The organism is Duganella fentianensis, assembly GCF_964031615.1.
In the GTDB taxonomy this organism is placed as follows: domain Bacteria; phylum Pseudomonadota; class Gammaproteobacteria; order Burkholderiales; family Burkholderiaceae_D; genus Rugamonas; species Rugamonas fentianensis_A.
Map to the genome: position 1 here is coordinate 334,544 of NZ_CAXIQN010000009.1, position 15,175 is coordinate 349,718.

Consider the following 15,175-nt stretch of genomic DNA (forward strand, 5'->3'; position numbering starts at 1 on the left):
TCTGCACAGGGGGGCGGTGCGGACGCGCAGGGCGGCCATTGCTTCGGGTAAAATCGTCGTATGAAAATCCTGATCAGTAATGACGACGGTTATCTGGCGCCCGGCATCAACGCACTGGCCGCCGCACTGGCGCCCATCGCCGATATCGTGGTGGTGGCGCCTGACAGCAACCGTTCCGGTGCTTCCAATTCGCTTTCGCTGGACCGGCCCCTGTCGGTGCAGCAGGCCGCCAATGGCTTTTATTTCGTCAATGGCACGCCCACCGACTGCGTGCACGTGGCCCTGACGGGGGTGCTCGACTACCGTCCTGATCTGGTGGTGTCCGGTATCAACAACGGCCCCAATATGGGCGACGACACGCTGTATTCGGGTACGGTGGCAGCCGCCACCGAAGGCTATCTGTTCGGCATCCCTGCCATCGCTTTTTCGCAAGGGGCGTTCGGCTGGGACTATATCGAGGATGCAGCGCGCCATGCGCGTGACATCATCGTGCAGTACATGGCGGCGCTGCCAGCCCCGTATCTGCTCAACGTCAATATCCCTAACTTGCCATACGAGCAATTGCGTACGCCCGTCGCCACGCGGCTGGGCCGGCGCCATCAGGCCGAGCCGGTGATCCGCGCGCACGACCCCCGTGGCAAGGAAATTTTCTGGATCGGACCACCGGGGGCCACCAAGGATGCGGGCGAGGGCACGGATTTCCATGCCTGTGCCAGCGGTCGCACCTCGATCACGCCTTTGCAGATCGACCTCACCCATAAAACCCAGCTGGACGTACTCGCAAAGGCCTTGGCATGACCGACAAAAACCGTCGCTTTCCGCTTCCGCTCTCCTCGGTCGTAGATCAGGGGCATAAGAAGGCTACGGTGTCGGCACCCATAGTCCGGCCACAGACGGCAACCCAGAATGCCGCCCGCCACCAGCCGCTACCGCTGCGCACCAGCAGCGCAGGCAGCACAGGCAGCAAGCCGCTATTCCATTCGCAAGCCCATACCCAGGCGCAGGCGCGGCCAGCGTTCCAGCCTGCCGCCCAGCCGGTGACCAGCCAGCGCAGCAGTCCGCTGGTATCGGATGCCGTGCGGCGCGCCATGGTGCAGCGCGTGGCCCAGCAGGGCGTGCAGGACAGCGTGGTGCTGGCGGCGCTGGAAAGCGTGCCGCGCCATATGTTCATGGAAGAGGGGCTGGCTTCGCAGGCGTATATCGATGCTTCGCTCCCGATCGGCCACCACCAGACGATCTCCCAGCCGTATATCGTGGCGCGCATGATAGAACTGATGCGCAATGGCGGTCAGCTCAAGCGGGTGCTGGAAATCGGCACGGGTTGTGGTTATCAGGCCGCCGTGCTGGCCTGTGTGGCACAGGAAGTGTATTCGATCGAGCGCATCAAGCCGCTGCACGAGCTGGCCAAAGTCAATCTGCGCCCCCTGCGCGTGCCCAATCTGCGGCTGCATTATGGCGATGGTATGCTGGGCCTGCCGCAAGCTGCGCCGTTTGATGGCATCATACTGGCTGCGGCCGGACTGGAAGTGCCGCAAGCTTTGCTGGAACAGCTGGCCATAGGCGGCCGGCTGGTGGCGCCCGTGGGCGCACGCGCCCAGCACCTTGAACTCATTACCCGTACCGGCAAGGCAGAATGGACTAGCGAAACGCTGGAAGATTGCCATTTCGTGCCGTTGCGGGCCGGTACCATCTGATGGGCCGGAATTCCAACTCAGGATTCAGAAGTAAATGCGTATGAGCAAAAAAATAAGCGGACTCGGACTGATATTGGCCAGCAGCGTGCTGCTGACGGCCTGCACTAGCGTGCCGAATCAGGCACCGGTAGTGGACCGTCATGTGGCTTCGAGCAGCAAGCCGGCCGTGGTGGAAGCGCCGCCCGTGGTGCGCGATGAACGCGGTATGTACACGGTGAAAAAAGGCGATACGCTGATCCGCATCGCGCTCGAGTTCGGCCAGAACTACCGCGATCTGGTGACGTGGAATAATCTGTCCAATCCTAACGACATCAAAGTCGATCAGGTGCTGCGCGTGCTGCCGCCCGAAACGGCAGCCGTGGCTGCAGGTGTGCAGACGGGTGCCATCCTGATGCCGCCGGCCGACAAGCCGGCACCCGTCGTGCGCAAGAGCGAACCACGGGGCGACAAGAAAGCCTATTCGGAATCGGCACTGGCCGAACTGCAGCGTCCGGACGGGATAAAAGCCGACAAGACGGCCAGCAAGGCGGGTGGTGCCGCACTGGCGGCCGGCGCCGCCGAGACGGTGGTTCAGGCACCGCTACCAGTGCCGGCCCCAGCTCCAGCCCCGGCCCCGGCCGCCGACGAGGAAAAACTCAGCTGGATGTGGCCAGCCGACGGCAAAGTGATCGCTACGTTTGACGAAGGCAAGAACAAGGGCGTGGACATAGCCGGCAAGGCGGGCCAGCCCGTTGTCGCTGCCGGTGCAGGAAAAGTCATGTATGCCGGTAGCGGCATCCGTGGTTATGGTAATCTGGTGATTGTGAAGCACAGTAATAGCTTGCTGTCGGCCTATGCCCACAATCGCAGCATCGTGGTCAAGGAAGGCAACACCGTAACCAAAGGACAACAGATCGCGGAAATGGGCGACTCCGACACGGACACCGTCAAGCTGCACTTTGAAATCCGGCAGCAGGGCAAACCCGTGGATCCGTCGCGCTTCCTGCCTAACCGTTAGCTAAGCCATGACACCAAGCTCGCACGACTCCATGGATGATGACGCGCTGCCCGACGATTTTCGCGACGAGGGCAGCGAAGAGGTGGCCATTGAACCGGCGGAAGGCGAAGTACTCGCCACCGGCGCGGTGCTGGAAAGCGTCGACGAGCTGAAAAAAGTGCTGGCGGCAGAACTGTCGACCGACACTACCCAGCACTATCTGAACCAGATCGGTACTCGACCGCTGCTGACGGCAGCGCAGGAAGTGCACTATGCCACGCTGGCCAAGAACGGCGATTTCGCCGCACGCCAGACCATGATCGAGCATAATCTGCGGCTGGTAGTGTCGATCGCCAAGCACTACATCAACCGCGGCGTGGTGCTGCTCGACATGATAGAAGAGGGCAATATCGGCCTGATGCGCGCGATCGACAAGTTCGAACCGGAGCGCGGCTTCCGCTTCTCGACCTATGCGACCTGGTGGATACGCCAGAGCATAGAGCGCGCCATCATGAATCAGGCCCGGACCGTGCGCCTGCCGGTGCACATGGTGCGCGAACTGAACCAGATTTTGCGCGGCAAATACCATCTGGAAGCACGCCAGCATGATGGCAAGGATGCCTCGGCGGAGGACATTGCCGAACTGGTGGGGCGTCCCGTGGAAGAAGTGCAGGACATCCTCGCCATGTCCGAACACGCCACCTCGCTCGATGCACCGCTGGATAACGACCCCCAGTCTTCGCTGATGGACATGCTGCCCGGCGCCAGTGAAGACAGTCCCGATGCACGGGCCGAACACCATGAAATGACGCTGCTGGTGCGCGACTGGCTGACCCGTCTGCCAGACAAGCAGCGCGTGGTCATCATGCGCCGTTTCGGCCTCGATAACGACGATCCGGCCACGCTGGAAACGCTGGCCGAGGAGATGGGCGTGACGCGCGAGCGGGTGCGCCAGATCCAGCAGGAAGCCCTCGTCAAACTCAAGCGCGCCATGGCGGCACGCGGCGTGGTGCGCGATTCGCTGCTGTAGTCGCCCTGTCATCTGCTATCATAGCGACCCTGCTGCACCCCGGCTAACTGCCGCGCGCCTGTGGCGCAGGTGCGGCCATCGCCCGCTATTGTCCTTACCTTAAACGCTATGCAAGAAAATACCCTCGTCATCAAATCGCTCGATATGGACGCCCGTGGCGTCGGCCATCTGGACAACGAAGATGGTTCGCCCGGTAAAGTGGTGTTTGTCGAAGGCGCATTGCCGGGTGAACGGGTCACCTTCACGACCTTCAAGAAGAAGAAAAACTGGGAAATGGCGCGCATGGACGAACTGCTGCGCGAATCGTATATGCGGGTGCAGCCGCAATGCCGCCACTTCGCCATTTGCGGCGGTTGCTCGATGCAGCATCTGGAGCCGTCGGCGCAGGTGGCCGTCAAGCAGCGCGTGCTGGAAGATAATCTGGTCCATATCGGCAAGGTCAAGGCCGAGTCGATGATGCGTCCACTGTACGGCCCTACCTGGGGCTACCGCTACCGCGCCCGTCTGTCGGTGCGTCACGTGGCCAAGAAGGGCACGGTGCTGGTGGGTTTTCACGAAAAGAAATCCGTGTTTGTGGCCGATATCCAGAGCTGCGAAATTCTGCCGCGCCATGTGTCGGATCTGCTGATGCCGCTGCGCGCGCTGATCGGTTCGCTGTCGCTGTTCGACCAGATTCCGCAGATCGAAGTCGCCATCGGTGAAGGCGTAACGGCACTGGTGCTGCGCATCATGGCCGCGCTGACGCCGGACGACGAAGTCAAACTGAAAGCTTTTGCGGACCAGCACCAGATCCAGTTCTGGCTGCAGACCAAAGGCCCCGACACGGCCGTGCCTTACTATCCGCTGGGCGACGAACTGCATTATCTGCTGCCCGAATTCGGCATCCGCATGCCGTTCAAGCCGGTCGATTTTACGCAGGTGAACCACTATATCAACCGTGTGCTGGTGGCCAAGGCGCTGCGTCTGCTGGAAGTGCAGCCGCAGGATCGCGTGGCCGATCTGTTCTGCGGTCTGGGTAATTTCACCTTGCCGCTGGCCACGCAGGCACGCGAAGTGGTCGGTATCGAAGGCCTGACTTCGCTGACCGAGCGCGCGCTGGATAATGCCAAGGCCAATGGCCTGTCGGACAAGACCACGTTCTACACGCGCAATCTGTTCGAGATCACGGCCGATCATCTGATCGAACTGGGCAAGTTCGACCGCATGCTGATCGACCCGCCACGCGATGGTGCGATGGCGCTCAGCGAAGCGCTGGTAGCGCTGAGCCAGAGCCGTGCCGACCTGCTGCCACGGCGTATCGTGTACGTGTCCTGCAGCCCGTCCACGCTGGCGCGCGATGCGGGCATCCTCGTCAATGCCGGCTATACGCTGAGCAAAGCGGGGGTGGTGAATATGTTCCCGCACACTTCGCACGTGGAATCGATGGCGGTATTCGATCTGCCTGCGGCCTGAGCCCGTTTCGGCTCGCCCATGCACAACAGCGGAACTTTGTTCCGCTGTTTTTATTTGTGCGGCCGGATCAGGTGCGCGTGATCGACAGGCCGCCATCCACCAGCGCCGCCGTGCCCGTGACGAAAGCGGCATCGTCGGAGGCCAGATACAGTACCGAGCGGGCCAGTTCCTGCGGCGTGGCGATGCGTTTGAGCGCGTGCAGTCCCGTGATGAAGGCTTGCGATTCGGCCGAGCTATTGGTGTCGCGGTACATATCGGTATCCACCGCGCCGGGCAGCACGGCATTCACGCGGATGCCGTGCTGGCCATATTCGGCGGCCAGCGTCTGGGTCAGACCGATCAGCCCCGATTTGCTGGCTGCATAGGCAGCCATGCCGGGGAAGGACACGGTATGGCCGACAAAGGTGGACGTGAAGATCACCGAGCCGCCGCCGTGCTGCTGCATCTGGGCGATCTGGTGTTTGGCACCATAGAACGCACCGGTCAGATTGATGGCCAGCGTATCGTTCCAGCCATCGGCGGAAATACCCGTGCTGGCGCCGCTTTCGCCTATGGTGCCGGCATTGTTGAAGGCGATATCCAGACGCCCATAGCGCTGCACGGCCAGCGCCACCAGCGCCGCCGCATAATCCTCAGAACGGACGTCGCCGGCCAGCGCGACGGCCTGACCACCGGCGGCCTCGATCTCGCCGACCAGTTGCTGCAGTTCGGCGTCACGACGGGCGCCGACTACCAGTTGCGCGCCTTCGGCGGCGAATAGCAGGGCGGTGGCGCGGCCGATGCCGGAACTGGCGCCCGTAATCAGGGCGACTTTGCCGTGCAGGCGCAGGCGGGTGTTTGGGCTAACGCTGGTGTGCTTTGCTGTGGTTTCCATTTTGCTGCTCCTTAAAGTGTGGGGAAGAACGATGTCTGCTACGGAAACCAGTGTAGGGATGAAACAGCGTCCGGATAAGTGAGTAAAAGCAGGAGCTTGTGTTCGGTATAATCGAACAATCAAAGCGCGGAGGGCAGCATGGTCAAACTTGATGGCATCAGCAATTTCGTCGCAATCGCCGAAGCGGGTTCCATCAGTGCGGCAGCGCGCCGTTTGCATCTGTCCAAGTCAGTGGTGAGCGAACGGCTGGCCGAACTCGAGCAGAATCTGGGCGCGCCGCTGTTCCATCGCACTACCCGCAAACTGAGCCTGACAGAAGACGGCAGCGCGTTTCTGGAGCGGGCCAACCGCATCGTCTGGGAAGTGCAGGATGCGGTGGCCGAACTGGCCGAGCGGCGCGGCAGCCTGAGCGGGCCGATGCGCCTATCCGCGCCCGTGACCTTCGGGCGCATGCATCTGGGGCCGGCGCTGTACGCGTTTCTGGCACGCCATCCGGACATTAGCCTCACGCTGGAACTGGATGACCGCCGCATCGATGCCGCCGCCGAAGGCTATGACGCCGTGATCCGCCACGGCACGGTGGAAGACAGCCGGCTGGTGGCGCTGCCGCTGGCGCCTAGCCGCCGTCTGCTGGTGGCCTCGCCCGATTATCTGGCGCGCCAGGGCACGCCCGCATCGCTGGCCGATTTGCGCCAGCATCGGGCCATCTACTACACCAACCGCAACGTGGCCGACTGGCGTTTCGCCGAGGTGGGGCCGGAAGTGTTTGTGCGGCCACCGGCCGCGCTGCGCGTCAACAATGGCGACATGATGCGCGATGCCGCGCTGGCTGGTCTGGGGCTGGCGCTGCTGCCCAGTTTTATCGTTGGCGCAGAACTGCGCGCCGGTACGCTGGTGCGGGTAGACATCGGCCATGAAGCGGCGCCGGAACTGATCTACGTGGCCCACCCCGAAGGGCGCCATGCTTCGCACAAACTGCGGGCGCTGGTGACAGCGCTGCGCGCGCATATCGGTACGCCGCCGTACTGGGACGTTGCGTAGTCAGGCTATAAGTTTCTGAAGTTTGATGTTTTTCCGGTAATGTTGTTGACTTTGCCTGAGGCGTTTGCAACACTGGATCACTCTGATTTTCCCCCTTTCCTTCCCCATACGGAGTTGGCATGCGCCTACTGTCCCGTCTCGCCGTCATGCTTGCCGTGTGCAGCCTGCCGCTGGCCGTTCTGGCCGAAACCTCGATTACCGCGTTTTCTCCGGATGGCGTGGTCAAGCGCGTGCGGCAGGTCAAAGTGCGCTTCAGCGCGCAGATGGTGCCGCTGGGAGATCTGCGGCTCGATGATCCGTTCGCCATCGATTGCGCAGCGCCCGGCAAGGGGCGCTGGGTCGATGGTCGCAACTGGGTCTATGATTTCGAGCACGATCTGCCCGCGGCAGTGGCTTGCCGCTTTACGCTCAAGGACAGCGTGCGCGATCTGGCGGGCCAGCCGCTGGCCGGTACGCGCAGTTACAGCTTCAATACGGGCGGGCCGAAGATCATCATGTCGGCGCCGCGCGAGGGTGCCTATGATATCGATGAACAGCAGGTGTTCATACTGGGGCTGGATGCGCCGGCCACGGCGGAGAGCATCAGCGAATATGCATGGTGCCGCGCGCAGGGCATCAACGAGCGCATCGGCGTACGGCTGCTGGAGGGCGCAGAGCGCCAGCGCATCCTCGATCAGCGCAAAGATCTGGTGGAACGCCATCTGGAAACCTATTACCGCGCACGGGGCGTGGTGTGGCATACGAAACTGGCAGTGCGCGACAAGCGGCTGGAACAACTGGCGCTGACTGTCCTGCAGTGCAAGCAGCGCTTGCCGGACAACGCTGAAGTGACGCTGATGTGGGGCGCTGCCATCGCCGCAGAAAATGGCATGCACAGCGCGCAGGATCAGGAATGGTCGTATCGCACGCGGCCCGATTTCATCGCCAGCTTCAATTGCGACAAGCTCAAAAAGAATGGCGGCTGCATTCCCTTCCTGCCGATGCAGCTGAGTTTTTCCGCACCCGTGCGCAAAGCCGATGCGCTGGCGGTACGCCTGCGCGGTGCCGGGGGCAAGCTTTACCAAGGCACGCTGCCAAAAGAACAGCAGCAGGCGGAAACCGTCAGTCTGCTGGCGTTTCAGGGGCCATTCCCCGAGCGCTCCAGTTTTACCTTGCAGCTGCCGCCTGCACTCAAGGATGATGCTGGCCGCAGCCTGCTTAATGCCGCGCGCTTCCCGCTGGCAGTGCGTACCGATGCGCAGCCTCCGCTGATCAAATTCCCCGCGCGCTTCGGCATCATCGAAGCGAAAGGCGAGCGCATGCTGCCCGTCACACTGCGCAATGTGGAAGCGAATCTGGCACTGGCCGCCACCAGAGTCGATGGTGGCAGCCTGCGCGTCAATGATGGCGCGCTGGCGCAGGACGAACAGGATCGCCGGATGCTGGAATGGCTGCGCAAGCTGACCGGCTACGGCGGCGAGCCGCGCGAGCTATATGGCGATGAGCTGTACCAGCCCGTGCTGCCACAGAAAAAGGATGCTGCTGCCAGTGCGATCGAACGCTTTAGCGTACCCAAACCGGCCGGTAGGCAGGCTTTCGAAGTGATCGGCATACCGCTGCGCAAGCCGGGCTTTTATGTGGTGGAACTGGCCAGCCCTCTGCTCGGCGCCGGACTGGCTGCCAAGCCGGCCACGGCCTACGTCAGTGCCGCTGCGCTGGTGACGAATATGGTGGCGCACTTCAAGCACGGCGCCAGTTCCTCGCTGGTGTGGGTCACCTCGCTCGATCAGGGCAAGCCGGTAGCGCAGGCACAGGTGAGTGTGCGTGACTGCGATGGCAAGCTGCTGCGCCAAGGCGTGACGGACCGCAACGGTGTCGCCAGCTTTAGCGGCGAACTGCCCGAGCACGCATGCAAGAACAGCAGCGGCTACTTCATCACGGCCCGTAGCGGCAGTGATCTGACCTTCACCTTGTCGGACTGGACGCGCGGGATCGAAAGCTGGCGCTTCAATGTGCCCACCGGCGATAGCCGCAATGACCAGGTGCTGGCCACTACCGTATTCGATCGCACGTTGTTGCGCGCCGGTGAAACGGTGCACATGAAGCACTTCCTGCGCCGGCAGACCGAGCAGGGCTTCAGCCTGCTGACGGCTGACAGTGTGAATAAAAGGCGCCAGCATGGCGCTTATGGTCACCAGCTGACGGCCGACGAGCGCAAGGCGCAGCCGGAGCATGTGCTGCTGATGCACGAGGGCAGCGAGCAGCGCTATCAGGTGGCGCTCAAGTGGGGTGCCAATGGCAGCGCGGAAAGCGACTGGCATATTCCGGCCGATGCGCGGCAGGGCTGGTATCAATTGCTGCTGGGCGGGCGTGAAGCGGGCCGTTTCCGCGTCGAACAGTTCCGTGTGCCCACCATGAAGGCACTGCTGCAGGGGCCGAAAACGCCGGCTGTGCAGGCCAGCAGCGTAGAACTCGATGTGCAGCTCAGCTATCTGGCGGGAGGCGCTGCTGCGGGTGTACCGGTACAGTTGCGAACTGTATTGCAGAACAAATCCCTGTACTTCGAGGATTACGCCGACTTCACTTTCAATGCCGGTGATGTAAGTACCGGGATGGAACGCGAGTATCCCGTGTTCGATGACGATGCAGGGCGCTTTGAAAATGCAGCAGAGGAAGAAGCGGAAGGCAGTGTGGCCAGCGGCTTCAAGACGCGTAACGTGACGCTGGATAAGCAGGGCGGTGCGCGCGTCGCGCTGGACCAGCTCCCCGTCGTGAACACGCCGCAGGAACTGCTGACGGAAATGTCGTATCAGGATGCGAACGGTGAAACGCTGTCGGCCAGTACCCGTATCCCGCTGTGGAATTCGGCCTATCTGATCGGCCTGCAACCGGATGGCTGGGTGGCAAGCAAGGATGGCCTGAAATTCACCGTGGTCGTGCTGGATGTGCAGGGCAAGCCGGTGGTGCAGGCGCCCGTTACGGTGGACTTCTTCCAGCGCCTGCAGTATTCGCACCGGCGCCGTCTGATCGGTGGCTTCTACGCCTATGAAAACCAGAGCGAAGTGAAAGCACTGGGGCCAGCTTGCGCAGGCCAGACCGATAGCCGCGGCCTGCTGATCTGCGAAGTCAAAGCACCGGCTGCCGGCAATCTGATTTTGCGTGCCAGCACGGCCGATAGCGCGCAGCGCGCATCCATAACGCAGCGCGAAGTCTGGGTGGCCGATGGCGCCGACTGGTGGTTTAGCGCCAGCGATAATGACCGCATGGATCTGCTGCCTGAGCAGAAGCGCTACGAACCGGGCCAGACCGCCAGCTTCCAGTTGCGTATGCCGTTCCGCGAGGCGACGGCACTGATCACGGTGGAGCGTGAAGGCGTGCTGGATACCTATGTGCGCCAGATTTCCGCCAAAGAGCCCGTGTTCACGCTGCCCGTGAAAGGCAACTATGCGCCCAATGTGTATGTGTCGGCGCTGGTGGTGCGTGGCCGTGCGGCCGGGGTACAGCCGACGGCGCTGGTCGATCTGGGCAAACCGGCCTACAAGCTGGGCATCGCCCCGTTGCGGGTGGGCTGGGCGGCGCACGAATTGAAGGTGCAGGTCAAGGCAGATAAACCGGTGTACCACATCCGTGATAAAGCCACGGTGCAGGTCAAGGTCGCACGTGCCGACGGCACGGCACTGCCGGCCGGTGCTGAAGTGGCACTGGCAGCAGTCGATGTGGGACTGCTGGAACTGATGCCGAATACCAGCTGGGAGCTGCTGGAAGCCATGATGCAGCAACGTAATCTGCAAGTGGAGACGGCCACTGCGCAGATGCAGGTGGTGGGCAAGCGCCACTTCGGCCGCAAGGCCGTGCCGCACGGCGGTGGCGGTGGCAAGGGGGCAGGGCGCGAACTGTTCGACACGCTGCTGTTCTGGAAAGCCCGCGTGGCGCTGGACGCGCATGGCGAAGCCAGTGTGCAGGTGCCGCTGAACGACTCGCTGACCGCGTTCCGCATTGTCGCCATTGCCAGTGCCGACGCCGATCTGTTCGGCACGGGACGCACCGAGATCCGCAGTGCGCAGGATCTGATGCTGCTCTCCGGCCTGCCGCCCGTGGTGCGCGAAGGCGACCGTCTGCGTGCCGGCTTCACACTGCGTAATACGAGCGATGCGGCGCTGCAGGTCGCGCTGACGGCCAGTGCCGGCGGCAAGGCGCTGCCGGCGCAGCAGGTGGCGCTGGAAGCTGGCGCCGCGCAGGAAGTGGGCTGGGATTATCAGGTGCCGGCTGGCGCCACGGCGCTGGCATGGGAGGTAGCGGCCAGCGTGGTGGGCGCCGATGGTGCGGCGGCGCGTGACCGCTTGAAACTGAACCAGCGCGTGCTGCCGGCGGTGCCGGTGCGTACCACGCAGGCCACGTTGCTGCAGCTCGATCATGGCCAGCGCATGCAGATGCGCTTGCCGGACGATGCCTTGCCCGGACGGGGCGGCGTGCAAGTGCAGTTCAGCGCAAGACTGGGGGGCGAACAGGCAGCGCTGCGCGAGTATATGCAGCAGTATCCTTATCGCTGCTTCGAGCAGGTGACCTCGCGTGCCATCAGCCTGCACGATAAGACCCTGTGGCAGCAGAATATGGCAAGCCTGCCGGCCCATCTCGATAGCGATGGTCTGGTTAAGTACTTTGCGCCGATGTCGGAAGGGGATGAAATACTGACAGCCTATGTACTCTCGGCAGCGCGCGAAGGCGGCTATGCCATTCCGGAAGAACTCCAGATCAGCATGTTGACGGGGCTGAGGAATTTCGTCGCAGGGCGCATCGTGCGCTGGTCGGCACTGCGTACCACCGATCTGGCCGTGCGCAAACTGGCAGCGCTGGAGGCGCTGTCGCAGTACCAGCCGATACAGGCGGAACAGCTGGAGTCATTCAGCATCGAGCCGGCGCTGTGGCCCACTTCGGCCGTCATCGACTGGTACCAGATCCTGAAACGTACGCCCAAGCTGCCGCAACGCGCGCAGCGCTGGGTACAGGCCGAGCAGATTTTGCGCGCCCGCCTGAACCTGCAGGGCAGCACCATGGGCTTCTCCACCGAGCGTAGCGATAACTGGTGGTGGCTGATGGCATCCGCTGACAGCAATGCCAACCGCCTGCTGCTGGCAGTGGCCGACAACCCCGGCTGGAAAGACGATATCGGCCGGCTGGCACGGGGCGCGCTGGGACGCCAGCGCAAGGGGCGCTGGAATACCACGGTGGCCAACGCATGGGGCACGCTGGCGCTGCAGCGCTTCTCGCAATTGCACGAAAGTGTGACGGTGACGGGCAGTAGCAGTGCCACGCTGGCGCAGGTCAGCAAGAGCATCGCTTACGGCGGCGATGCCACGGGTGGCAAGCTGCTGCTGCCATGGCCGCGCGGCTCGGCCGAACTGGAACTGAATCACACGGGCAATGGCAAGCCATGGGTCACGGTGCAGACGCTGGCCGCGCTGCCGCTCAAGGCGCCCGTGTCCAGTGGCTATCGCATCACCAAGCGCATCACGGCGGTGGAACAGCAGCAGGCCGGCATATGGTCGCGCGGCGATGTCTACCGCGTCCGGCTGGAGATCGATGCGCAGGCAGATATGACGTGGGTGGTGGTGGATGATCCCATACCCGCCAGTGCCACCGTGCTAGGCTCCGGCCTCGGCACGGATAGCCAGATACTGGGCGCGGGCCAGCAGCAGGGCTGGGTGCGGCCCGCCTTCGAGGAGCGCAGTTTCGACGGCTATCACGCGTTCTACCAGTTTGTACCGAAAGGGCAGTGGAGCGTGGAGTACACGGTAAGGCTGAATAATCCCGGCCAGTTCAACCTGCCGCCGACGCGGGTGGAAGCCATGTACAACCCCGAAATGTTCGGCGAAGTGCCCAACCCTGCCGTGACGGTGAAATGAGCCGGAGGGTGCTGCTGCTGTGCGGGCTGATACTGGCTTGGCCGGTAGCTGCTGCCGTGCCCACGCCCGAACAGGTGCGGCGCGAGTATCGTGCCTCGGAGGCGCAGTTGCTGGACCGGCATGGCGCGCGCATACAGTCGCTGCGCATCGACCTGCAGGGACGCCGCACGCCGTGGGTCGCACTGCAGGATATTTCGCCGGCGCTGCCGGCCGCCGTGCTGCAGGCGGAAGACCAGCGTTTTTATCAGCATGAAGGCGTGGACTGGAGTGCGGCCGGCAAGGCCGCGTGGGATAACCTGTTCCGTAGCCGACCCCGTGGCGCATCCACCATCACCATGCAACTGGCGGCCTTGCTCGATCCCCGCCTGCAGGCAGCCAAGCAGGGCCGTAGCTGGGCGCAGAAGTGGGATCAGGTGCAGGCTGCGCGCGAACTCGATGCCAGCTGGAGCAAGGCGCAGATACTGGAAGCCTATCTGAATCTGGTGTCCTTCCGTGGCGAACTGCAGGGCGTGGGGGCGGCAGCGCGCGGCCTGTTCGGCAAAGTGCCGTCCGGCCTGACGCTGACAGAAGCGATGATCATGGCCAGCCTGCTGCGCGGACCGAATGCCGCACCGGCGCTGGTATGGCAGCGCGCCTGTGCGCTGTCGCGCGAATTGCGCGCACCGGCCACCTGCAGCGAAATCGAACTGCGCACACTGGTGGCGATGGGGCGGCCGCAGATGGCGCAGGAACTGGCGCCAGCGCCGCAAGTGGCGCAGCAGTTACTGGTGCGCGGCGCGCAGAACGTGCGCAGCACGCTCGATGCACCCCTGCAGCTATTTGCCCAGACCGCCCTGCGCCAGCAACTGATGGCGCTACGCGATCGCAACGTTAGCGATGGCGCCGTGCTGGTACTGGATAACGCCAGCGGCGAGATACTGGCCTACGTGGCCAATGCGGGCGGTTCCGAAGTTGACGGCATCACGGCGCTGCGTCAGGCCGGATCGACCCTCAAGCCGTTTCTGTATGAGCTGGCGATCGAACGCCGGCTGCTGACGGCCGCCTCGCTGATGGACGACAGCGCGATCGACATCGCCACCCCCACCGGCCTGTATGTGCCACAGAACTATGACAAGGAATTCAAGGGGCAGGTGAGCGTGCGCACCAGTCTGGCCAGTTCGCTCAATGTGCCGGCCGTACGTACCCTGGTGATGACGGGACTGGAGCGCTTTCATAGCCGCTTGCAGCAGGTGGGCCTGAGCAGTCTGACCGAGCCAGCCGATTTCTACGGCTATTCGCTGGCGCTGGGCTCGGCCGAAGTTAGCCTGCTGGACCTGACCAATGCCTATCGCGTGCTGGCCAATGGTGGCCTGTATAGCGGCGTGAGTCTGCTGCCGCGCAGCGCACCGACCGCTCCTGTCGCCAGCGCATCCGCCGCGGCTTCGGCTGCCGCGCCGCGCCGCGTGCTTGATGCGGGTGCCAGTTTCATCATCAGCGACATCCTATCCGACCGTGCCGCGCGCAGCATCACCTTTGGCCTGAAAAACGAATTGGCCACCGGCTTCTGGAGCGCCGTCAAAACTGGCACCAGCAAGGATATGCGTGATAACTGGTGCATCGGCTATACGGATCGCTACACGGTGGGGGTATGGGTTGGCAATTTCGACGGCCAGCCCATGTGGGATGTCTCTGGCGTGACGGGCGCGGCACCGGCATGGCGCGACGTGATGGACTATCTGCACCGCCAGCAGCCGGGTCGTGCAGCAGCGCCACCGGCGGGCGTACTGGCGCGCCAGATCAGCTACCAGCCCGCACTGGAAAGCCCGCGCAGCGAATGGTTCCTGACCGGTACAGAGAGTCAGCTGATCACACTGGTAACGCCAGCCCAGCGCAGCCCGAAGATCCTGTATCCGCCCGAATCGACCATCATCGCCATCGATCCGGACATGCCGGCAGCCGTACAGCGGGTATTCTTCCAAGCCCAGGCCGGCAAAGGATTGAGCTGGCAGCTGGATGGCACGTTGCTAGGGCAGGCCGCCAGCCCCTACGCCTGGCAGCCCACGCCGGGGCCGCACCAGCTCGCGCTGATCGATAGCGCAGCGCAAATAGTCGCCCAGACCCGCTTCCACGTGCGCGGCAGTGCCACTTCGGTGCCAACTTCGGGGTCAGATCTGTCATTCGGACATTGACGTCGCTACTTTGAGCTAGCTCAAGATCGATGTTGTCAGTCTGTTGTTCTGGCTGCAC

General features: G+C 63.2%; 9 protein-coding genes. 8 read left to right on the forward strand and 1 reads right to left on the reverse strand.

The window, feature by feature from the left end; all coding sequences use genetic code 11:
• Positions 1–60: 60 nt before the first annotated feature.
• The 5 genes from surE (at position 61) to rlmD (ending at position 5,152) form a co-directional block, all read left to right on the forward strand.
• Complete coding sequence (gene surE / locus ABNT42_RS07390) at positions 61–798, forward strand: 5'/3'-nucleotidase SurE (RefSeq protein ID WP_348695980.1); 738 nt, start codon at positions 61–63, stop codon at positions 796–798.
• Entirely contained in the window at positions 795–1,694 is a 900-nt protein-coding gene (locus ABNT42_RS07395) for a protein-L-isoaspartate(D-aspartate) O-methyltransferase (protein WP_348695982.1), read from the forward strand. Before surE ends, ABNT42_RS07395 begins: the two co-directional genes overlap by 4 nt.
• Positions 1,695–1,734: 40 nt before the next feature.
• On the forward strand, positions 1,735–2,691 hold the full coding sequence (locus ABNT42_RS07400; protein ID WP_348695985.1) for a peptidoglycan DD-metalloendopeptidase family protein: 957 nt from the start codon (positions 1,735–1,737) through the stop codon (positions 2,689–2,691).
• Positions 2,692–2,698: 7 nt separating this feature from the next.
• Positions 2,699–3,700, forward strand: a complete 1,002-nt coding sequence (gene rpoS / locus ABNT42_RS07405; protein WP_348695988.1) for an RNA polymerase sigma factor RpoS — start codon at positions 2,699–2,701, stop codon at positions 3,698–3,700.
• Positions 3,701–3,808: 108 nt separating this feature from the next.
• Positions 3,809–5,152, forward strand: coding sequence for a 23S rRNA (uracil(1939)-C(5))-methyltransferase RlmD (rlmD, locus tag ABNT42_RS07410; RefSeq protein WP_348695991.1), 1,344 nt, complete (start codon positions 3,809–3,811; stop codon positions 5,150–5,152).
• Between the two features lie 67 nt (positions 5,153–5,219).
• Here rlmD and ABNT42_RS07415 read toward each other — a convergent pair whose 3' ends face one another.
• Positions 5,220–6,026 (reverse strand): SDR family oxidoreductase, encoded by an 807-nt coding sequence (locus ABNT42_RS07415; protein WP_348695993.1) that lies wholly within the window; start codon positions 6,024–6,026, stop codon positions 5,220–5,222.
• Positions 6,027–6,164: 138 nt separating this feature from the next.
• Here ABNT42_RS07415 and ABNT42_RS07420 point away from each other — a divergent pair, with 138 nt between their 5' ends.
• The 3 genes from ABNT42_RS07420 (at position 6,165) to pbpC (ending at position 15,117) form a co-directional block, all read left to right on the forward strand.
• Positions 6,165–7,067, forward strand: coding sequence for a LysR family transcriptional regulator (locus ABNT42_RS07420; protein ID WP_348695996.1), 903 nt, complete (start codon positions 6,165–6,167; stop codon positions 7,065–7,067).
• Between the two features lie 119 nt (positions 7,068–7,186).
• A complete protein-coding gene (locus tag ABNT42_RS07425; protein ID WP_348695999.1) occupies positions 7,187–12,949 on the forward strand; it encodes an alpha-2-macroglobulin family protein in 5,763 nt (1,920 codons plus the stop codon).
• Positions 12,946–15,117: a penicillin-binding protein 1C gene (gene pbpC / locus ABNT42_RS07430; protein ID WP_348696002.1), complete on the forward strand. Its 2,172-nt coding sequence runs from the start codon at positions 12,946–12,948 to the stop codon at positions 15,115–15,117. The genes ABNT42_RS07425 and pbpC overlap by 4 nt, the downstream gene beginning before the upstream one ends.
• The last annotated feature ends 58 nt before the right edge of the window (positions 15,118–15,175 follow it).

Bases quoted from the DNA above. Each gene is read 5' to 3' on its own strand.
- surE (WP_348695980.1), top strand. From the start codon at position 61: ATGAAAATCCTGATCAGTAATGACGACGGTTATCTGGCGCCCGGCATC.
- ABNT42_RS07395 (WP_348695982.1), top strand. From the start codon at position 795: ATGACCGACAAAAACCGTCGCTTTCCGCTTCCGCTCTCCTCGGTCGTA.
- ABNT42_RS07400 (WP_348695985.1), top strand. From the start codon at position 1,735: ATGAGCAAAAAAATAAGCGGACTCGGACTGATATTGGCCAGCAGCGTG.
- rpoS (WP_348695988.1), top strand. From the start codon at position 2,699: ATGACACCAAGCTCGCACGACTCCATGGATGATGACGCGCTGCCCGAC.
- rlmD (WP_348695991.1), top strand. From the start codon at position 3,809: ATGCAAGAAAATACCCTCGTCATCAAATCGCTCGATATGGACGCCCGT.
- ABNT42_RS07415 (WP_348695993.1), bottom strand. From the start codon at position 6,026: ATGGAAACCACAGCAAAGCACACCAGCGTTAGCCCAAACACCCGCCTG.
- ABNT42_RS07420 (WP_348695996.1), top strand. From the start codon at position 6,165: ATGGTCAAACTTGATGGCATCAGCAATTTCGTCGCAATCGCCGAAGCG.
- ABNT42_RS07425 (WP_348695999.1), top strand. From the start codon at position 7,187: ATGCGCCTACTGTCCCGTCTCGCCGTCATGCTTGCCGTGTGCAGCCTG.
- pbpC (WP_348696002.1), top strand. From the start codon at position 12,946: ATGAGCCGGAGGGTGCTGCTGCTGTGCGGGCTGATACTGGCTTGGCCG.